Origin of the sequence: Streptomyces sp. Y2F8-2, from assembly GCF_014905555.1 — a bacterium.
GTDB classification, from domain to species: Bacteria; Actinomycetota; Actinomycetes; order Streptomycetales; family Streptomycetaceae; genus Streptomyces; species Streptomyces cynarae.
In genome coordinates this window covers 252,462-271,650 of the sequence record NZ_BNGS01000010.1, presented here as the reverse complement: position 1 = coordinate 271,650, position 19,189 = coordinate 252,462, and the positions used below count along the sequence as shown (strand labels likewise).

The following is a 19,189-nucleotide window of genomic DNA, read 5'->3' as shown; positions in this document are numbered from 1 at the left end:
CATCGGTAAGTCTACACAGTTTCCGAGGGTGCTCTGACCACCCCCGGAGGCGGGGCCTCCAGGGAGTGGCGCGGCGCCTACGAGCAGCGCTTTCCCTTCGCCGGTGGCGTGCCGCGGAGCAGATACGCGTCGATCGCCGAGTCCACGCACCTGCTGCCGCGGCCGAATGCCGTGTGGCCGTCGCCGTCGTACGTGAGGAGCCTGCCGGAGGAGAGCTGGGAGGCGAGGGAGCGCGCCCAGCGGTAAGGGGTGGCCGGGTCGCGGGTCGTGCCCACCACCACGATGGGTGCCGCCCCCTTCGCCTGGATGCGGTGCGGCCGTCCGGTCGCGCGCACCGGCCAGTACGCGCAGCTCAGCGATGCCCAGGCCAGCCCCCGCCCGAACACCGGGGAGGCCTTCTCGAACGCCGGGAGCGCCCTGCCCACGTCCTCCGGACCCGAGAACGCGGGCGGCAGGTCGAGGCAGTTCACCGCCGCGTTCGCGGCCATCAGGTTCGAGTACCTGCCGCCCGTGTCCCGCTCGTAGTAGCTGTCCGACAGCATGAGCAGCCCGGCGCCGTCGTGGTGCTTGATCGCCGAGGTCAGCGCCTGGCGCAGCCGCGGCCAGGCCGCCTCGTCGTACATCGCGGCGATCACTCCGGTCGTCGCCAGCGCCTCCCCGAGCCTGCGGCCGTCCGCGTCGCCGGTCGGGATGGGTGACGCGTCGAGCTTCTTGAAGAACGCCTTCAGCTTGTCGCCGACCTTCGCCGGCGACGTGCCCGGGCCGCCCAGCGGGCAGTCCGGTCGCCGGACGCAGTCCTTGGCGAAGGACTGGAACGCCGTCTCGAACCCCGCCGTCTGCTCCTCGTTGAGCCTGCGCGCGGACAGGGCCGGGTCCATCGCGCCGTCCAGCACCATCCGGCCCACCCGATCAGGGAACAGGCCCGCGTACGTGGCCCCGAGGAACGTCCCGTACGACGCCCCCACGTAGTTCAGCCTCCGGTCGCCGAGCACCCCGCGCAGGATGTCCATGTCCCGGGCCGCCTCGACCGTGGAGACATGGCGCAACAGAGCCGCCGAGTGCTGCCCGCAGCCCTCCGCGAACCGCTTGAAGGCATCCACCAGGCGGCGCGTCTCCGCCGGGCCGTCGGGGGTGATGTCGGTCTGCGCGTAGGCGTCCATCCGGGGACCGTCGAGGCATTCGACCGGTTCGCTGTGGGCCACGCCGCGCGGGTCGACGGCGACCATGTCGTAGCGGGCGCGAACCTCGGCCGGGTAGCCGACGCCCGCGTACTGCTCCAGATAGCCGACCGCCGAACCGCCCGGACCGCCCGGGTTCACGAGCAGCGACCCGAGGTGCCTGCCCTGGCCGGTGGCCTTCTTGCGGGCCACGGCGAGCCGTACGTCGCCCGCGCCGGGCCTGGCGTAGTCGCGCGGGGCCTTCATGGTGGCGCACTGGAAGCCGGGGACGCCGCAGGTGCGCCAGGTCAGCTTCTGGGTGTAGTACCGGGCCAGCGCCGACGGGGGCGACTGGGGCAGCACGGCCAGGGCCGTCTGCGCGGTCGTCGAGCCGCCGGTGGAGCAGGCCGAGACGAGCAGCGCGGCGGCGGCGAGCAGCGTGCCTCCGGTCCGCGTCGCGGGCAGGGAACGGCGGGAGTCTCGAGGGCGGCGGAGGGGGTGCAGAAGGCGGGACGGTCCGGGATTGCGCCTGGTGTGCATTTGGTGAGCGTAACCGTGCGCAACGTATTGATGCCGCACGGTGACGCAGGCACCTCTTACGAGTGAATGGTCACGTACGCGGTCGACCGACCGCACCGCCTGCCCACAGAAGAGGGAAGGGTTTCGCCGTCATCCCGCTCTGAGCGCCATCGTCATCGCCTCCACCGCCAGCAGCGGGGCCACATTGCGGTCCAGGGCGTCCCGGCACGCCGCGATCGCCTCGATACGGCGGAGCGTGGCCTCGGGTGTGCTGCCGCGGGCCAGTCGCTCCAGGGCGTCCTCCGCGTCCGTGTTGGCGAGGGCTACGCGGGAGCCGAGCTGGAGGGCGAGGACGTCGCGGTAGAAGCCCGTGAGGTCGGTGAGGGCCTGGTCGAGGCTGTCGCGCTGGGTGCGCGTTCTGCGGCGCTTCTGTTTGTCCTCCAGCTCCTTCATGACGCCCGCGGTGCCGCGCGGCATCCGGCCGCCCTGCGCCGCGCCGAGCGCTGCCTTCAGCTCCTCGGTCTCCTTGGCGTCGATCTCCTCGGCGAGCTGCTTGGAGTCGTCCGTGGCCGCGTCGACCAGCTCCTGGGCGGCCCTGAGGCAGCCGCCGATGTCGTCGAGCCGCAGCGGGAGCTTCAGGACGGCTGCTCGGCGGGCACGGGCCCCCTCGTCCGTGGCCAGCCTGCGGGCACGGTCCACGTGGCCCTGGGTGGCGCGGGCGGCGGCGGCAGCGATCTCCGGCTCGATGCCGTCGCGCCGCATGAGCATGTCCGCGACCGCCTCCACGGGCGGCGTGCGCAGGTTCAGGTGGCGGCAGCGGGAGCGGATCGTCGGCAGGACGTCCTCCAGGGACGGCGCGCACAGCAGCCAGACCGTGCGGGGAGCGGGCTCCTCCACCGCCTTCAGGACCGCGTTGGCCGACTTCTCGTTCAGCCGCTCGGCGTCCTCGACGAGGATCACCTGCCAGCGGCCGTTCGCCGGCGACGTGAACGACTTGCGGACGGTGTCGCGCATGTCGTCGGCGAGGATCTGGGTGCCGACGGCGGCGACCGTGGTGACGTCCGCGTGGGTGCCGATCAGGGCGGTGTGGCAGCCGTCGCAGAAGCCGCAGCCGGGGGCGCCGCCGAGCGCGCGGTCGGGGCTCACGCACTGCAGCGCCGCGGCGAAGGCCCGCGCCGCCTGCGTACGTCCCGCGCCGGGCGGACCCGTGAACAGCCAGGCGTGCGTCATCTTGGACGCCTCGGGCGGCGGGGTGTCGGCGGCGGCCGCGGTGACCAGGGCGTCGGCGTCCCGGGCAGCCGCGCCGAGCTGCTCGCACACCTTCTCCTGGCCCACCAGGTCGTCCCACACGCTCACGGGGACACCGCCCTTCCCTCGTACTGCCCGTACTGCCGTACAGCGCACAGCGCCCTACCGCGATCCATTGTGCGGGTCACCACTGACAACGGCGGCGGCACCGACACCCGGGGCAGGTCCGCTCAGCGGCGCCTGCCGCGTCCCCGCCCGTTCCGGCCGTCGTCCCAGTCGTCGTCCTCCCGGGGGCCGAGCAGCTCGTCCGCCAGGGTGGGGAGGTCGTCCAGGGGCGTCTCCTCCGCCCAGTCCGGGCGCGGGCGGCGGGGGCGGCCGTCGGGGTCCAGCTGCGGCAGCTCGCGCGTGCGGTCCTCGGCACCGTCCGGTCGCGGAGCCGGGCGCTCGTCGCGGAAGAAGCCGGGCGGCACCCTGTCCGCCGGCTCACCGCCGCCCGCGTCCCGTACGGGCGGCAGGACGGCCGTCTCGTCGGCGGATCCCGGCACCACGGGGGGCAGCACCGCCGTCTCGTCGGCCGCCCCCTGCGGCTCGGGCCGCGCCGGCAGCTCCGCCGTGGTCTCGGCATCGGTGTCGCGCCGCACCCGTACCGGGGGCAGGACCGCGGTCTCGTCCAGCGGTCCGCCGGACGCGTTCGTCGGCGTCACCAGCGGCGTGGGGACCGTCGTCTCGTTGTCCGGCGACGCGCCCCGTGCGGGCGCACCGGAGCCGGCGGCCGGCGTGGTGGGCGGGGCCGATGCCGCCGACGCGGCCGACGCCGCCGCCTCCGCCGCGGCCCTGCGCGCCTCCTCGGCCCGCAGCAGCGCCTCCTCGGCCTTCCGCTGCTTCTCCAGCCGCCGCTCCTCGGCCTCCGCCCGCAGCCGGGCCTCCTCCTCGGCCTCACGGCGCCGCCGCTCCTCCTCGGCCCTGCGCCGCGCCTCCTCCTCGGCCCGGGCCTTCTCCTCGGCCAGCAGCCGCGCCTTCTCCTCCTCGGCCCGCCGGCGGGCTTCCTCGGCCCGCCGCCGGGCCTCCTCCGCCTGCCGCTCGGCCTCGCGGCGCTGTGCCTCCTCCAGCTCGCGCCGCTTGCGCTCCTCCTCCTCGGCGCGCAGCTTGGCGAGCTGCTCCTGGCGCTCGCGCTCCAGCCGCTCCTCCTCGGCCTTGCGTGCCGCCTCTTCCTCGGCCTTGCGCCGGGCCTCCTCCTCGGCCTTGCGGCGCGCCTCCTCCTGCGCCTTCAGCTCGGCCTCGGACAGCGGGAGCACCTGGTCGAGCCGGGCCCGGATCACGGTCGTGACCGCCTCGGGCTCCTGCCCGGCGTCGACGACCAGATAGCGCGCGGGGTCGGCGGCGGCCAGCGTGAGGAAACCGGACCGCACACGCGCGTGGAACTCGGCGGGCTCCGACTCCAGCCGGTCCGGCGCCTCCGTGAACCGCTCCCGCGCCGTCTCCGGCGCGACGTCCAGCAGGACCGTGAGGTGCGGCACGAGGCCGTCGGTCGCCCAGCGGTTGATGCGGGCGATCTCGGTCGGGGACAGGTCACGGCCCGCGCCCTGGTAGGCCACGGAGGAGTCGATGTACCGGTCCGAGATCACGACGGCGCCCCGCTCCAGGGCCGGACGTACGACCGTGTCCACGTGCTCCGCGCGGTCCGCCGCGTACAGCAGCGCCTCCGCGCGGTGCGACAGCCCGGCGCTGGAGACGTCCAGCAGGATCGACCGCAGCCGCTTGCCGACCGGAGTGGCCCCCGGCTCACGGGTCAGCACGACCTCGTGGCCCTTGGCACGGATCCACTCGGCGAGCGCCTCGGCCTGGGTGGACTTCCCGGCGCCGTCACCACCCTCCAGGGCGATGAAGAATCCGTTCGCCGCGGGGGCGTGCTCCGGATCGTCGCCGCCGCGCAGGGCGTCGAGCAGGTCCTGCCGCAGCGGCACACCGGAGCGGTCGTCGACCTTGGCGAGCACCAGTGCGGCCACGGGCAGCAGCAGCGCGCCGACCAGCATCAGCGTGAAGGCGGCGCCGCCGTGCGCGAACACGAACCTGCCGTTCTCCATCCGGTGCGGCCCGATGGCCCCGGCCACCAGCGGCGCCACGAGCGCGCAGAGCGCGACGCACACCCGGACGACCGCGTGCAGATGCTCGGTCGTCCGTGCCCGGCGGTGCTCCTCGGCCTCCTGGTCGAGCAGTGTGTGCCCGGTGTTCGCGGCCACGCCCGCGCTGATGCCCGCGAGCAGCGCGATCAGCAGCACGCTGGTGACGTCCGGGTCGAGACCGGCGGCGAGCAGCGCCATACCGGTGAAGGAGATCGCCAGCGCGAGCAGCCGGCGCCGCGACAGCGCGGGCAGCACGCGGGGCGCCGTACGGATGCCGACGACCGTGCCGCCGGTCAGCGCGAGGACCAGCAGGCCGTACAGCACCGGGCCGCCGCCCAGGTCCTTGGCCTGCAGCACACAGACGGCGACGGCGGCCGAGACCGCCCCGGCCACGGCGGCGCAGGCCAGCACCAGGAGCGGAAGCGCGCCCGTGCGACCCTTCGCGACGCCCGCGTCCGTCCGGGGACGGCGCAGGCCCTCCAGCGGCGACCGCGCGCGCGGGGTGCGGGTGTCGGGCAGCTCCAGCGAGGAGGCCACCGACAGCGAGGCGGCGAACAGTCCGGCCGCCACATACGACGCGAGGGCCGCCTGATGCTGGCCGAACCAGGCGATGCCCGTGCCCAGCAGGTTGTTCACCAGCGCCACCACCACAAGTCCGGCAGCGGCCAGCGGCACCGCCACGAATCCCGTGCGCAGCGACAGACGGCGCAGGGCGTCCATGTGGTCCGGCAGCGGACGCACCGTCGCGCCCTCCAAGGGCGGCGCGGGCAACAGAGCGGGCGCCGCGCTCTCATGGCACACCGTCCAGAAGCGCTCGGCCACGCCGGTGACGAAGGCGGTGACCAGCAGGAGCGCGAGCGCGTTGCCCGGGATCCAGTCGATCCACAGGGGCGCGACGATCAGCAGAGCGGCCCTCACACCGTCCGCGCCGACCATGGTCCAGCGGCGGTCGAGCGGCCCCTCCTGGGAGGTCAGCGCGCTGAGCGGGCCCAGGAGCACGGCCCCGAAGAGCAGGGTGGAAAGAATCCGCGCGCCGAAGACGCTCGCGATCGCGAACGACACACCCCGGTAGCCGCCGCCGAACGACCCCTCGGCGATGGCCGCCTGGAGGACGAGCAGCACCAGGACGAGCACGGCGAGCGCGTCACCGATGCCTCCCACGAGCTGGGCGCTCCACAGGCGCTTCAGCTGCGGCTGGCGCAGCAGGGCGCGGACGGCGCGCTCGCGGGAATCTGCGACCAGGGCGTCGTCGGGGGCCGCTTGGGGGGCCGTTGGCTGCTCGGCTCGCGTCATGCATTCAGACTATCGGGAGCCACCGACAGCCCGAGGCGGCCACTCGCCATGTGCACACGGCCCGACACCGAACCGATGCCGGACCGTGTGTTTAGCGAAGGGGCTGTGAGGAACCGGTGCCCCTTCGGGCCCGGTCCTCTCCCGCGTCAGTCCTCCGCGGCACCCTTGGACGCCGCCGTCTTGGCGGCAGCGGTCTTCTTCGCCGTCGTCTTCTTCGCCGTCGTCTTCGCGGCGGTCTTCTTGGCGGCCGTCTTCTTGGCCGCGGTCGACGCCGTCTTCTTGGCCGGTGCCTTCTTGGCGGCGGCCTTCTTCGCCGTCTTCTTCGCGGGTGCCTTGGCGCGCTTCTCCGCGAGCAGCTCGAAGCCGCGCTCCGGAGTGATCGCCTCCACGCTGTCGCCGGAACGCAGGGTCGCGTTGGTCTCGCCGTCGGTGACGTACGGACCGAAGCGCCCGTCCTTGACGACGACCGGCTTCCCGCTCACCGGGTCCTCGCCGAGCTCCTTCAGCGGCGGCTTGGCGGCCGCCCGGCCACGCTGCTTGGGCTGGGCGTAGATCGCCTGGGCCTCCTCCAGCGTGATCGTGAAGATCTGGTCCTCGGACTGCAGCGAGCGCGAGTCCGTGCCCTTCTTCAGGTACGGGCCGTAGCGGCCGTTCTGCGCGGTGATCTCCTGCCCGTCGGCGTCGGTGCCCACCACACGCGGCAGCGACATCAGCCGCAGCGCGTCGTCGAGGGTCACCGTGTCCAGGGACATCGACTTGAACAGCGAGGCCGTGCGCGGCTTGATCGCGTTCTTGCCGGTCTTCGGGGTGCCCTCGGGGAGGATCTCCGTGACGTAGGGGCCGTAGCGGCCGTCCTTGGCGACGATCGGGCGGCCCGTCTCCGGGTCCGTGCCCAGCGGGCGCTCGCCGCTCGGCTTGGCCAGCAGCTCCTCCGCCAGCTCGACGGTGAGCTCGTCGGGAGCGAGGTCGGCCGGGATGTCGGCGCGCTGGTGCTGCTCGGTGTCCTTCTCGCCGCGCTCGATGTACGGGCCGTAGCGGCCGACCCGCAGCACGATGTCGTTGCCGACGGGGAACGACGACACCTCGCGCGCGTCGATCGCGCCCAGGTCGGTCACCAGCTCCTTGAGGCCGCCGAGGTGGTCCCCGTCGCCGTTCCCGGCGTCGGCGGCGGTGCCGTTGGTGCCCGCGGGGAAGCCGCTGCCCGATGCCGTCTCGCCGAAGTAGAACCGCTTCAGCCACGGCACGGCCTGCGCCTCGCCGCGGGCGATGCGGTCGAGGTCGTCCTCCATCTTGGCGGTGAAGTCGTAGTCGACGAGCCGCCCGAAGTGCTTCTCCAGGAGGTTGACCACGGCGAAGGACAGGAAGGACGGCACGAGGGCCGTGCCCTTCTTGAACACGTAGCCGCGGTCCAGGATCGTGCCGATGATCGACGCGTACGTCGACGGGCGGCCGATCTCCCGCTCTTCGAGCTCCTTGACCAGGCTGGCCTCGGTGTAGCGGGCCGGGGGCTTGGTCGCGTGGCCGTCGGCGGTGATCTCCTCGGCGCTCAGCGCGTCGCCCTCGGCGACCTGCGGCAGCCGGCGCTCGCGGTCGTCGAGCTCCGCGTTCGGGTCGTCGGCGCCCTCGACGTACGCCTTCAGGAAGCCGTGGAAGGTGATCGTCTTGCCCGACGCGCTGAACTCGGCGACCCGGCCGTCGGCGGCGGTGCCGCCGATCCTGACGGTGACCGAGTTGCCGGTCGCGTCCTTCATCTGGGAGGCGACGGTCCGCTTCCAGATCAGCTCGTAGAGCTTGAACTGGTCGCCGGTCAGTCCCGTCTCCGCCGGGGTGCGGAAACGATCACCCGAGGGCCGGATCGCCTCGTGCGCCTCCTGCGCGTTCTTGACCTTGGCGGCGTAGGTGCGCGGCGCGTCGGGCAGGTACTCGGCGCCGTACAGGTGCGTGACCTGGGCGCGGGCGGCGGCGATCGCCGTGTCCGACAGCGTCGTGGAGTCCGTACGCATGTACGTGATGTAGCCGTTCTCGTACAGCTTCTGCGCGATCTGCATGGTGGCCTTCGCGCCGAAGCCGAGCTTGCGGCTCGCCTCCTGCTGCAGCGTCGTCGTACGGAACGGGGCGTACGGCGAGCGGCGGTACGGCTTGGACTCGACGGACCGCACCGAGAAGCGGGTGTCCGCCAGGGCGGCGGCGAGGGCGCGGGCGTTCGCCTCGTCGAGGTGGAGGATCTGATCGCTCTTGAGCTGTCCCAGGGAGTCGAAGTCGCGCCCCTGCGCGACCCTCCTGCCGTCGACGCTCTGCAGACGGGCGACCAGCGACGACGGGTCCGAGGGGTCCCCCGCGCGGCCGGTGGCGAAGGTTCCCGTCAGGTCCCAGTACTCGGCGGAACGGAACGCGATGCGCTCGCGTTCCCGCTCCACCACGAGACGGGTGGCGACCGACTGGACACGGCCGGCCGACAGGCGCGGCATGACCTTCTTCCACAGGACCGGCGAGACCTCGTAGCCGTAGAGCCGGTCGAGGATGCGGCGGGTCTCCTGGGCGTCGACGAGCTTCTGGTTCAGCTCGCGCGGGTTGCGCACGGCCTGCTGGATCGCGTCCTTGGTGATCTCGTGGAAGACCATCCGCTTGACCGGGACCTTCGGCTTCAGCACCTCCTGGAGGTGCCAGGCGATGGCCTCGCCCTCGCGGTCCTCATCGGTGGCGAGGAAGAGCTCGTCGGATTCGCGCAGGAGGTCCTTGAGCTTCTTGACCTGCGCCTTCTTGTCGGCGTTGACGACGTAGATCGGCTGGAAGTCGTGTTCGACGTCCACGCCGAGGCGGCGGACCTCGCCGGTGTACTTCTCGGGCACCTCCGCGGCGCCGTTCGGAAGGTCGCGGATGTGCCCGACGCTCGCCTCGACGGTGTAGCCCGGGCCGAGATAGCCCTTGATCGTCTTCGCCTTGGCAGGCGACTCGACGATGACGAGTCGGCGGCCGCCCTGTGCGGTCTCGCTGGTCGGGGACAACTTCGCTCTTCTCTCCGGTCGACGCTGGGGCCTCCCCAGGCCTTGGTCCCGGGGTGAGGTCGCTTTCTGGCTCGCTGGTGACGCTGCGGAGTGTGACGGTACATCCCGCCCCCGTGTCAAACGGGAAAAGCCCACAACGGCCACTCGAACGGTAACCCGACTACCGGCATTCCTGCCGCCCGGACTGTCCAGCGGCCTTTTCCGGCCTGTCCGGAGCGTGATCCCCCAGTTACTCCGCCTCCGGTCGCCCGGGGACCGGGAACGGTGATGTCAGAGGCGCAGGAAGCACCACGTGCCGGCCGCGACCGCGGCCACGGCGGCGAGGCTCGCGAGCGTGGCGGATGCGATACGGCTCACACCGTCCGCCACCGGCTCACCACGGTACAGCCGGGTCGCGGTCCAGGTCAGCAGACCGCCGCCGAACAGGACGAACACCGTCCCCGTGATGATCGCCGGCCCGCTCTCCATGTCGTTTCCCTCCCGCCCGGCCGCCCCGGCTTCCCTCCACCCGACCTGCCCCGGCGACGGAGGCTGGCACGCCGGGAAAGCCTGCACGCGAACCCGGGGTGAACGCGCGGCGGACAAACCACCCCGCACGCCCGGTGCGCCCCGGCGCGACGGGCGTGCGGGCCTCTGGCCCCGGGGCCAGGGTCGGCGGCCGGTGAACGGTGGCCGGTGGCCGGTGGCCGGAACGAACTCGGCGCGAACTCGCTGCTGCGGGAGCTACCCGCCGTCCCGGCGCCCCAACCGCCGCAGCGGCCCTGAATGCCTCAGTGCCCCCAGTTCCAGTGCCCCAGCTGCCCCAGCGGCCCCAAGGGCCCCAGCACCCCGGGCGGTCCTCCGCGCCAGTACACCGGATGGTCCTGCGCGCCAGTACAGCGGCCCAGCGGCCCCACTCGGCCTCGCCGCCCGTCAGCGCGCGGGCTCCAGGAACCCCTGCTCGACCAGCAACCGGATCTGTGCGGGCGTGCGGTCGCGCAGCAGCACGGGGTCCTCGCCGACCAGCTGGGCGATGGCGTCCAGGATCCGTCCCGCGCTCAGCGTGCCGTCGCAGACGCCCGCGAAGCCCGCGCCGACCGTGTCCACCTTGGTGGCCCGGCGCATCCCCCGGTTCTGGCGCAGCACCACGTGCTCCGGGTCCTCGGCGCCGGGCAGCCCGACCTGCTCCTGAACGACTTCGGCGGCGAGCTTGAAGTGCCCGGCGAGCAGGGCCGCGTCGTCGTGCGCCCGCAGGTAGTCGACGCGGTCGAAGTGCGCACGCACCGTGTCCCCGAGCGGCTGTTCGACCGGATGCGGCCACTCCTCGACCGTGATCGAGGGCTCGGCCGCGTCGGTCCTGCGCAGGGCGATCCAGCCGAATCCGACCGCGCGCACCTTGCGCGCCTCGAACTCGTCCAGCCACGCGTCGTACCGCGCCTGGTACTCGGCCGCATCGCCACGGTGGTCCCCGGCGTCCCTCAGCCACAGCTCGGCGTACTGCGTGATGTCCTGCACCTCGCGCTGCACGACCCACGCGTCGCAGCCGCGCGGCACCCACGACCTGAGCCTGTCCTGCCAGTCCTCCCCTTCCACGTGCTGCCAGTTGGCGAGGAACTGCGCGAACCCGCCCTCGTTCAGCCGCTCCCCCGCCCCCTGAACGAGCGTGCGGCACAGATCGTCCCCGCCCATCCCGCCGTCACGGTAGGTGAGCCGGGCGCCGGGGGAGATCACGAAGGGCGGGTTCGAGACGATCAGGTCGAACGTCTCGTCGTCCCGGACCGGCTCGAAGAGCGAACCCTGGCGCAGATCGGCGGCCGGGGCGCCGGACAGCGCGAGGGTGAGTGCGGCGATGTGCAGGGCGCGCGGGTTGACGTCGGTCGCGGTCACGCGCGTGGCGTGCTGGGCGGCGTGCAGCGCCTGGATCCCGGAGCCGGTGCCGAGGTCGAGTGCCGAGCCGACGGGGGTCCGTACGGTGATGCCGGCGAGGGTGGTGGAGGCGCCGCCGACCCCTAGGACGACGCCTTCGTCGCGGCTGCCGATGCCCCCCGCGCCTCCGACGGCACACCCGAGGTCGGAGACGATGAACCAGTCCTCGCCGTCCGGTCCGCCGTACGGCCGCACGTCCACGGTCGCGGCGACTTCGCCCCCACCGGTGCGCACCAGCCAGCCGGCCTCCAGGCAGGCGTCGAGGGGCAGGACGTCGGCCACGCGCGCGTGGAGCACGGGCTGTTGCAGCAGGAACAGCCGTACGAGTGTCTCCAGCGGTGTGTCCCCGCGCGTCGCCCGGAGTGCGGGGACGGTCTCGCTCCGCGCGAGCGCCGCGTACGCGGGCGCTCCGAGCAGGTCGAGCAGCCCGTCGGCGGTGAAGGAGGCGTCGAGCAGGGCGTCCCGCAGCCGTGCGGCGACATCGGTGCGGTCCAGGGAGGGCAGGGTGCGACTGGGGGTACTCACGCCCCCATTGTGGCGTGCGGGCGGACTCAGCCCGCAGTCGCCGAGGCCGTAGCGGTCGCCTTCTTGCAGCTCGCCTGCTCCGCGATCGCCTTCTTGACGTCGCCCTGTTCGAGGTTCTTCAGCGCGGTGGTCCCGCTCTGGTTCTGCTTCTCCAGCTCGGTCATCTGGGCCGCGATGTCGTGCAGCCCGGACGCGAACTTGCCCTGGTCCTTCGTATTGAGCGCGTCCACCTTCTTCTTCAGGTCGGCGTAGGACGCGGAGAGGTTGTTCAGGGTCTTGACGGCGTCCTGCTGCCGCTGCGCACCGCCGTCGACACCGGGGGGCGCTCCGGCGTTGTTCAGGGCGGTCGCGAGCGCCTTGTAGCCGTCGGACATGTCCTGGAAGGCCTGGGAGTCGGTCTTCTGGATGGTCTGAGGCGGGTTCGTGGTGTCCGAGGCCGCCTTCGTGATCGCGTCGTTGGCGGCCTTGATCTTCGCGTTCTGCGCCGGCACCGCGTCGCAGACCTGCTTTGCCCAGGAGGCCAGCTTTTCGTCGGTCTGGCTCTTGCCACCGCCTGTGCAGGCCGACAGCGCCAGTACCAGCACCGCACCGCCGGACACTGTGGTCGCGAGCTTCTTGTTCACCGGATTGGTCCCTTCCATGGCTCTCTCGGCCCGGAAGATACACGCCAATCGGGCGACACCCGGAGGCCGAATATCACCTATGGGTGCCATTACCACCTTTTGCGCCAAGCGAGAGAAGGCTCACGAGAGGGCCCCGCACACGGACAAGGGCGGGCGCACGGCCTCTCGAGGAGCGCCGTACGCCCGCCCGTGTGCCCGTATCTGACCAGGCGTAAGAGCGGGGTGCCGTCCAGCCGGGCTACGACACCACCGCCGGATCAGCGGGCTTGGACACCTTCTCGGCGTTGTCTTCGTCACCCACGGCGATCCCGCGCCGCTTGGACACGTACACCGCGAGCACGATCACGACGAGCGCGAGCACCGCGATGGCGATCCGCACGCCGATGTTCCTGTCGCTTCCGTAGGAGAACTTGATGACCGCGGGCGCGATCAGCAGCGACACCAGGTTCATCACCTTCAGCAGCGGGTTGATCGCCGGGCCTGCGGTGTCCTTGAACGGGTCGCCGACCGTGTCGCCGATCACCGTCGCGGCGTGCGCCTCGCTTCCCTTGCCGCCGTGGTGGCCGTCCTCGACGAGCTTCTTGGCGTTGTCCCAGGCGCCTCCGGAGTTGGCGAGGAAGACCGCCATCAGCGTGCCGGTGCCGATCGCGCCCGCGAGGTAGGCGCCGAGCGCTCCGACGCCCAGCGTGAACCCGAGGGCGATGGGCGCCATGACGGCGAGCAGACCGGGCGTGGCCAGCTCCCTGAGGGCGTCCTTGGTGCAGATGTCGACGACCTTGCCGTACTCCGGTTTCTCCGTGTAGTTCATGATCCCGGGCCGGTCGCGGAACTGCCGCCGCACCTCGAAGACCACCGCACCGGCCGCCCGCGACACCGCGTTGATCGCCAGCCCCGAGAAGAGGAAGACGACCGCCGCGCCGACGATGAGGCCGACCAGGTTGTTGGGCTGCGAGATGTCCATGACGAGGCTCATCGGCCCGCCGTCACCGACCTTCTCGCCCACGTCCTGGGCGGCCGTGGTGATCGCGTCCCGGTACGAGCCGAAGAGCGCCGACGCCGCGAGAACGGCGGTGGCGATCGCGATGCCCTTGGTGATCGCCTTGGTGGTGTTGCCCACGGCGTCCAGATCGGTGAGCACCTGCGCGCCCGAGCCCTGGACGTCGCCGGACATCTCGGCGATGCCCTGTGCGTTGTCGGAGACCGGGCCGAAGGTGTCCATGGCGACGATCACGCCGACCGTGGTGAGCAGGCCCGTGCCGGCCAGCGCCACCGCGAACAGCGCGAGCATGATCGACGTACCGCCGAGCAGGAACGCCCCGTAGACGCCGAGACCGATCAGCAGCGCCGTGTAGACGGCCGATTCCAGACCGACGGAGATACCGGCGAGGACCACGGTGGCGGGACCCGTCAGCGAGGTCTTGCCGATGTCTCGCACGGGACGGCGGCTGGTCTCGGTGAAGTAGCCGGTCAGCTGCTGGATCAGGGCGGCGAGCAGGATGCCGATGGCGACAGCGACGAGCGCGAGGATCCGCGGATCGCCGCTCTTGGCACGGACCGCCGCATCGGCGACGCCCTTGAGGGCGGCGTACGACGACGGCAGGTAGGCGAAGACGGCCGCCGCGACGAGCCCCAGCGAGATCACCGCGGAGATGAAGAAGCCCCGGTTGATCGCGGACATGCCGCTGCGGTCGGCCCGGCGCGGGGCCACCGCGAAGATGCCGATCATCGCGGTCACGACCCCGATCGCGGGCACGATCAGCGGGAACGCCAGTCCCGAGTCGCCGAACGCGGCCTTGCCCAGGATCAGCGCGGCGACGAGCGTGACGGCGTACGACTCGAAGAGGTCGGCAGCCATCCCCGCGCAGTCGCCGACGTTGTCGCCCACGTTGTCGGCGATGGTCGCGGCATTGCGCGGATCGTCCTCCGGAATGCCCTGCTCGACCTTGCCGACCAGGTCGGCGCCGACGTCGGCGGCCTTGGTGAAGATGCCGCCGCCGACACGCATGAACATGGCGATCAGCGCGGCGCCCAGACCGAAGCCCTCGAGGACTTTCGGGGCGTTCGCCGCGTAGACGAGCACCACACAGGAGGCGCCCAGCAGACCGAGCCCCACCGTGAACATGCCGACGACACCGCCTGTGCGGAAAGCGATCTTCATCGCCCGGTGCGAGACGGCGGTGAGGTCCTTTTCGGGCTCACCCTCCGCCGGGGTCGCCTCGCGCGCCGCCGCGGCGACGCGCACATTGCTGCGCACGGCGAGCCACATACCGATATAGCCGGTGGCCGCCGAGAACGCCGCACCGATCAGGAAGAACACCGACCGTCCGACGCGCTGATTCCAGTCGTCCGCGGGCAGCAGCAAGAGCAGGAAGAACACGACCACGGCGAATACGCCGAGCGTGCGCAACTGCCGGGCCAGATAGGCGTTCGCGCCTTCCTGGACCGCGGCCGCGATCTTCTTCATGCTGTCGGTGCCCTCGCCGGCCGCGAGCACCTCGCGCACCAGGATCCCGGCCACCACGAGGGCCGCCAGCGCGACGGCCGCGATGACCACCACGATCATGCGGTTGTCGTGGGTCAGGACCGCGGCCGCGAGAGCTGAGGGGTGGTCAAACTGTTGAGGGGTAGAAAGCCCCGCCATTCGTCCTCCTTGACGCTTGGGCTGAGCTCAAGATGTGGACGGATTGTAGGTACCGGAACCTGATCAAAACAGTGCGCGGTAAACCGATCGAGACGTCACCTGCTCTTCAGGAAAAGATCGCACACCAGCCACAGAACCCGAAAGTGGTAACGCACCAAAACCATTGACGAGATGGACTCTTGATCAAATTATCGCGCTATTGATCGTGAATTCATTCACGTGAAGCGGTTCACTAATTACGATACGACTTTACAAAAAGAAGGGCCCTGCACAGGCAGGACCCTTCCGGAGAAGTCTTCGAGCTTGAAGGAGAAACGTGCCGTCAGGCGGGGAACGCGACGGCGCCGGGCGGCGTGGTCGGCCAGCTCATTCTGATCATTCCGCCGTTCTCCCCGGTGGTGACCTCCACGTCGTCGACGAGGCCACTGATGACCGCGAGGCCCATCTCGTCCTCCTCGGCCTCCGCCTCCACCTCGACCGCGTCGGCACCCGCCGGGTCGTCCCCGGGCACGATGTGCGGCGCCTCGTCGCCGACCTCGATGGAGAACTGTTTCTCCTCCTCGGTCAGCAGCACTCGCACCGGCGCCGAGATGCCGTTGCTCTGGTGCAGTCCGACGGCCCGGGAGCAGGCCTCCCCGACGGCGAGCCTGACCTCGTCGAGTGCGGCCTCCTCCACCCCGGCCCGGCGCGCCACCGCCGCCGCCACGAGCCGGGCGGTCCTGACGTGTTCGGGCAGCGCGCTGAAGCGGAGTTCAACGGTGGCCATGCATCCCCCTCAGAACTTCGGGCGTGCGGTCGGGGGGCCGGGCCGTACTGGCCCGCACCCCCCGCTCTTGCTTCTGCCGTCCGGGCACCACGGCCCGGAAGCGGGGTCAGTCGGTGGCCGACACCGCTTCCTCGACCGAGGTGTGAATCGGGAACACCTTGGTGAGGCCGGTGATGCGGAAGATCTTGAGAATGCGCTCCTGGTTGCACACCAGGCGCAGGGAGCCCTCATGGGCTCGAACACGCTTCAAGCCGCCTACCAGCACGCCGAGCCCGGTGGAGTCGAGGAAGTCCACGCCCTCCATGTCGACGACGAGGTGGAAATTCCCGTCGTTCACCAGCTCGACCAGCTGCTCGCGCAGCTTGGGCGCGGTATATACGTCGATTTCGCCACCGACCTCGACGACCGTACGATCGCCGACGGTACGGGTCGACAGGGACAGGTCCACGGATCCTCCAGCACCTTGCTATCGAGCGGTCGCCCCTCGGGCACCTCGGCTTCAGCCCCCGGGACGGTTCGCCAGCCGCGATGGCATTCAATCACTTACCGGCAGGCGTGTACGACGCCTTGGACCCATTGTCCGTCACGCCAGTGACACACTCGGTGCCGATGGCCAAGAATCACCGATCCGATCGACCCACGACGAGCCCCGTGTCCCGCCTCTCGCCGGGCACGGTGCTGGACCGGCTCGCCTCGGGTCCGAGCCGAGCTGCGCGCATCACTCATACGGAGCACTTGCCCCCGCGAGAGGGTCGCCATGCCGTCTGGCCGGACCGGATCCGTGCCGAGGTCGTCGCCGCCGTGCGCCGCGCGGGCATCGAGCACCCCTGGGCCCACCAGGCGCTCGCCGCCGAGCACGCCCTGGACGGCGACTCGGTGGTCGTCGCCACGGGCACCGCGTCGGGTAAGTCGCTCGCCTACCTGGTCCCGGTGCTGTCGCGGCTGCTGGACGGCGCCGAGGCTCCGAACGGCCGGGGCGCGACCGCCCTGTACCTCGCCCCCACCAAGGCCCTCGCGGCGGATCAGTGTCGATCGGTGAAGGAACTTTCACATCCTCTCGGCACGGCGATCCGCGCAGCGGTCTACGACGGCGACACGCCGCCCGAGGAACGGGAATGGGTACGCCAGTACGCCAACTACGTCCTCACCAACCCCGACATGTTGCATCGCGGCATATTGCCCTCCCATCCGCGCTGGTCCTCCTTCCTGCGCGCCCTGAAGTACGTCGTCATCGACGAGTGCCACACCTACCGCGGCGTCTTCGGCTCCCACGTCGCCCAGGTGCTGCGCCGGCTGCGCCGCCTGTGCGCCCGCTACGGCGCCTCACCCGTCTTCCTGCTGGCCTCCGCGACCGCCGCCGAGCCCTCGGTGGCCGCCCGCCGCCTCACCGGCCTGCCGGTCGTCGAGGTCGCGGACGACGCCTCCCCGCGTGGCGAGCTGGTCTTCGCCCTGTGGGAGCCGCCGCTCACCGAGCTGCACGGAGAGCGGGGCGCGCCCGTCCGGCGCACGGCCACCGCCGAGACCGCCGACCTGCTGACCGACCTGACCGTGCAGGGCGTGCGCTCGGTCGCCTTCGTCCGCTCCCGCCGCGGCGCCGAGCTGATCTCCGTGATCGCCCAGGAGCGCCTGGCGGAGGTCGACCGCTCCCTGGCCCGCCGCGTGGCCGCCTACCGCGGCGGTTACCTTCCCGAGGAGCGCCGCGCCCTGGAGCGGGCCCTCCACTCCGGGGAACTCCTCGGCCTCGCCGCGACGACCGCCCTGGAGCTCGGCGTGGACGTGTCCGGGCTCGACGCCGTGCTGATCGCCGGGTACCCGGGGACACGCGCGTCGCTGTGGCAGCAGGCGGGGCGCGCGGGCCGTGCCGGGCAGGGGGCCCTCGCGGTGCTGGTCGCCCGTGACGACCCTCTGGACACGTTCCTCGTCCACCATCCCGAGGCCCTCTTCGACCAGCCGGTGGAGTCCACGGTCCTCGACCCGGACAACCCCTACGTCCTCGCGCCGCACCTGTGCGCGGCGGCGGCCGAGCTGCCGCTGACGGAGGAAGACCTGGAACTGTTCGGTCCCGCGTGCGTGGACGTGCTGCCGCAGCTGGAGGCCGCGAAGCTGCTGCGCCGCCGCACGAAGACCTGGCACTGGACGCGCCGGGAGCGGGCCGCCGACCTCACGGACATCCGCGGGGCGGGCGGGCGCCCGGTCCAGGTCGTCGAGGCCGGCACCGGTCGGCTGCTCGGCACGGTCGACTCGGGCGCCGCCCACACGACGGTCCACGAGGGCGCGGTCCATCTGCACCAGGGCCGTACGTACCTGGTGCGGTCGCTCGACCTGGAGGACTCCGTCGCCCTGGTCGAGGAGGCCAACCCGCCGTACACGACGGTCGCCCGCGACACGACCTCCATCTCCGTCCTGGAGACGGACGTGGAGATCCCCTGGGGCGAGGGGCGGCTGTGCTACGGCTCCGTCGAGGTCACCAACCAGGTCGTCTCCTTTCTGCGTCGGCGTGTCATCACCGGTGAGGTGCTGGGCGAGACGAAACTCGACCTCCCTCCTCGCACGCTGCGCACCCGCGCCGTGTGGTGGACGGTCACCGAGGACCAGCTGGACCAGGCCCGGATCGGCCCGGAGATCCTCGGCGGCGCGCTGCACGCGGCCGAACACGCCTCGATCGGCATGCTTCCGCTCTTCGCCACCTGCGACCGCTGGGACATCGGAGGCGTTTCGGTGCCGCTGCACCCGGACACGCTCCTGCCCACGGTCTTCGTGTACGACGGCCACCCGGGCGGCGCGGGCTTCGCCGAGCGCGCCTTCCACACGGCCCGCGCCTGGCTGTCCGCCACCCGTCAGGCCATCGCGTCCTGCGAGTGCGAGGCGGGCTGCCCCTCCTGCATCCAGTCCCCCAAGTGCGGCAACGGCAACGATCCGCTGCACAAGAGGGGTGCCGTACGCCTCCTCACGGTGCTGCTGCGCGGGGCGCCCGAGGAGGCGGCGAGCGGTCCGGCTGCGGCGCCCTCGGCTCCGCCGGCCCAGCCCTCGCCCTGACCTCGGTGGTGAACGGCCCCGCGGCCGACGCCGCCGTGACGTCGGAGACCGCCCCCACGAGGGCGCACCGCACGAGCCTGCTTCCCTGGGCCCGGGCCACCCGGGCCGCCGTGGCGCACGCCTTGCCGCCTCCGTCCATCCAGTGGTCCGCGGCCGCGAGTGCGGCGAGGTCGGCCGCACCGGCCGCACGGTGCCGGGCCAGCACGACCTCGCCCTGGGCCAGCAGGACGCCGAACACGGCACACATCGCGCCGAGCAGGCACACGACCCAGACGGTGGTGGTGCCGCGATCCGAACCAGCAGCCGCCGCACGGGCATGGAGGGCCTCCAAGAGCCTCCGTACGGCGA

The 19,189-nt window shown here is 71.9% G+C and carries 12 protein-coding genes; 1 reads left to right on the top strand and 11 read right to left on the bottom strand.

Going from position 1 to position 19,189, the window contains the following annotated elements:
• Positions 1-77 precede the first annotated feature (77 nt).
• The 10 genes from SY2F82_RS30455 to bldG form a co-directional block, all read right to left on the bottom strand.
• Complete coding sequence (locus SY2F82_RS30455) at positions 78-1,697, bottom strand: alpha/beta hydrolase (RefSeq protein WP_200422365.1); 1,620 nt, start codon at positions 1,695-1,697, stop codon at positions 78-80.
• Positions 1,698-1,826: 129 nt separating this feature from the next.
• Positions 1,827-3,032: a DNA polymerase III subunit delta' gene (locus tag SY2F82_RS30450; RefSeq protein ID WP_200422364.1), complete on the bottom strand. Its 1,206-nt coding sequence runs from the start codon at positions 3,030-3,032 to the stop codon at positions 1,827-1,829.
• A gap of 122 nt (positions 3,033-3,154) precedes the next feature.
• Positions 3,155-6,340, bottom strand: a complete 3,186-nt coding sequence (gene tmk, locus SY2F82_RS30445) for a dTMP kinase (RefSeq protein WP_200422363.1) — start codon at positions 6,338-6,340, stop codon at positions 3,155-3,157.
• 146 nt (positions 6,341-6,486) lie between these two features.
• Positions 6,487-9,345 carry a type I DNA topoisomerase gene (gene topA, locus SY2F82_RS30440; RefSeq protein ID WP_200422362.1) on the bottom strand — a complete coding sequence of 953 codons (2,859 nt, stop codon included), beginning with the start codon at positions 9,343-9,345 and terminating at the stop codon, positions 6,487-6,489.
• Between the two features lie 270 nt (positions 9,346-9,615).
• A complete protein-coding gene (locus tag SY2F82_RS30435) occupies positions 9,616-9,813 on the bottom strand; it encodes a hypothetical protein (RefSeq protein ID WP_200422361.1) in 198 nt (65 codons plus the stop codon).
• A gap of 444 nt (positions 9,814-10,257) precedes the next feature.
• Entirely contained in the window at positions 10,258-11,775 is a 1,518-nt protein-coding gene (locus SY2F82_RS30430; RefSeq protein WP_236041881.1) for a class I SAM-dependent methyltransferase, read from the bottom strand.
• 26 nt (positions 11,776-11,801) lie between these two features.
• On the bottom strand, positions 11,802-12,416 hold the full coding sequence (locus SY2F82_RS30425) for a small secreted protein (RefSeq protein WP_200422360.1): 615 nt from the start codon (positions 12,414-12,416) through the stop codon (positions 11,802-11,804).
• Between the two features lie 220 nt (positions 12,417-12,636).
• Positions 12,637-15,039 (bottom strand): sodium-translocating pyrophosphatase, encoded by a 2,403-nt coding sequence (locus SY2F82_RS30420; RefSeq protein WP_200422359.1) that lies wholly within the window; start codon positions 15,037-15,039, stop codon positions 12,637-12,639.
• 322 nt (positions 15,040-15,361) lie between these two features.
• On the bottom strand, positions 15,362-15,805 hold the full coding sequence (locus SY2F82_RS30415) for an ATP-binding protein (RefSeq protein WP_200422358.1): 444 nt from the start codon (positions 15,803-15,805) through the stop codon (positions 15,362-15,364).
• A 106-nt stretch (positions 15,806-15,911) separates the two neighbouring features.
• The gene (gene bldG, locus SY2F82_RS30410; RefSeq protein WP_103840429.1) at positions 15,912-16,253 is read right to left on the bottom strand and encodes an anti-sigma factor antagonist BldG; all 342 of its coding nucleotides are present in this window, start codon (positions 16,251-16,253) and stop codon (positions 15,912-15,914) included.
• Positions 16,254-16,333: 80 nt separating this feature from the next.
• On the opposite strand from bldG, the gene SY2F82_RS30405 reads away from it, so the two are divergent.
• Positions 16,334-18,841, top strand: coding sequence for a DEAD/DEAH box helicase (locus tag SY2F82_RS30405; RefSeq protein WP_200422357.1), 2,508 nt, complete (start codon positions 16,334-16,336; stop codon positions 18,839-18,841).
• Here SY2F82_RS30405 and SY2F82_RS30400 read toward each other — a convergent pair.
• The gene (locus SY2F82_RS30400; protein ID WP_308437799.1) at positions 18,753-19,172 is read right to left on the bottom strand and encodes an Rv3654c family TadE-like protein; all 420 of its coding nucleotides are present in this window, start codon (positions 19,170-19,172) and stop codon (positions 18,753-18,755) included. The genes SY2F82_RS30405 and SY2F82_RS30400 overlap by 89 nt on opposite strands.
• Positions 19,173-19,189: the final 17 nt, after the last annotated feature.

Excerpts from the sequence above, each read along its gene's own strand:
- SY2F82_RS30415 (WP_200422358.1), bottom strand. The coding sequence starts at position 15,805 with ATGGCCACCGTTGAACTCCGCTTCAGCGCGCTGCCCGAACACGTCAGG.
- SY2F82_RS30425 (WP_200422360.1), bottom strand. The coding sequence starts at position 12,416 with ATGGAAGGGACCAATCCGGTGAACAAGAAGCTCGCGACCACAGTGTCC.
- SY2F82_RS30435 (WP_200422361.1), bottom strand. The coding sequence starts at position 9,813 with ATGGAGAGCGGGCCGGCGATCATCACGGGGACGGTGTTCGTCCTGTTC.
- SY2F82_RS30455 (WP_200422365.1), bottom strand. The coding sequence starts at position 1,697 with ATGCACACCAGGCGCAATCCCGGACCGTCCCGCCTTCTGCACCCCCTC.
- tmk (WP_200422363.1), bottom strand. The coding sequence starts at position 6,340 with ATGACGCGAGCCGAGCAGCCAACGGCCCCCCAAGCGGCCCCCGACGAC.
- SY2F82_RS30405 (WP_200422357.1), top strand. The coding sequence starts at position 16,334 with ATGGCATTCAATCACTTACCGGCAGGCGTGTACGACGCCTTGGACCCA.
- SY2F82_RS30420 (WP_200422359.1), bottom strand. The coding sequence starts at position 15,039 with ATGGCGGGGCTTTCTACCCCTCAACAGTTTGACCACCCCTCAGCTCTC.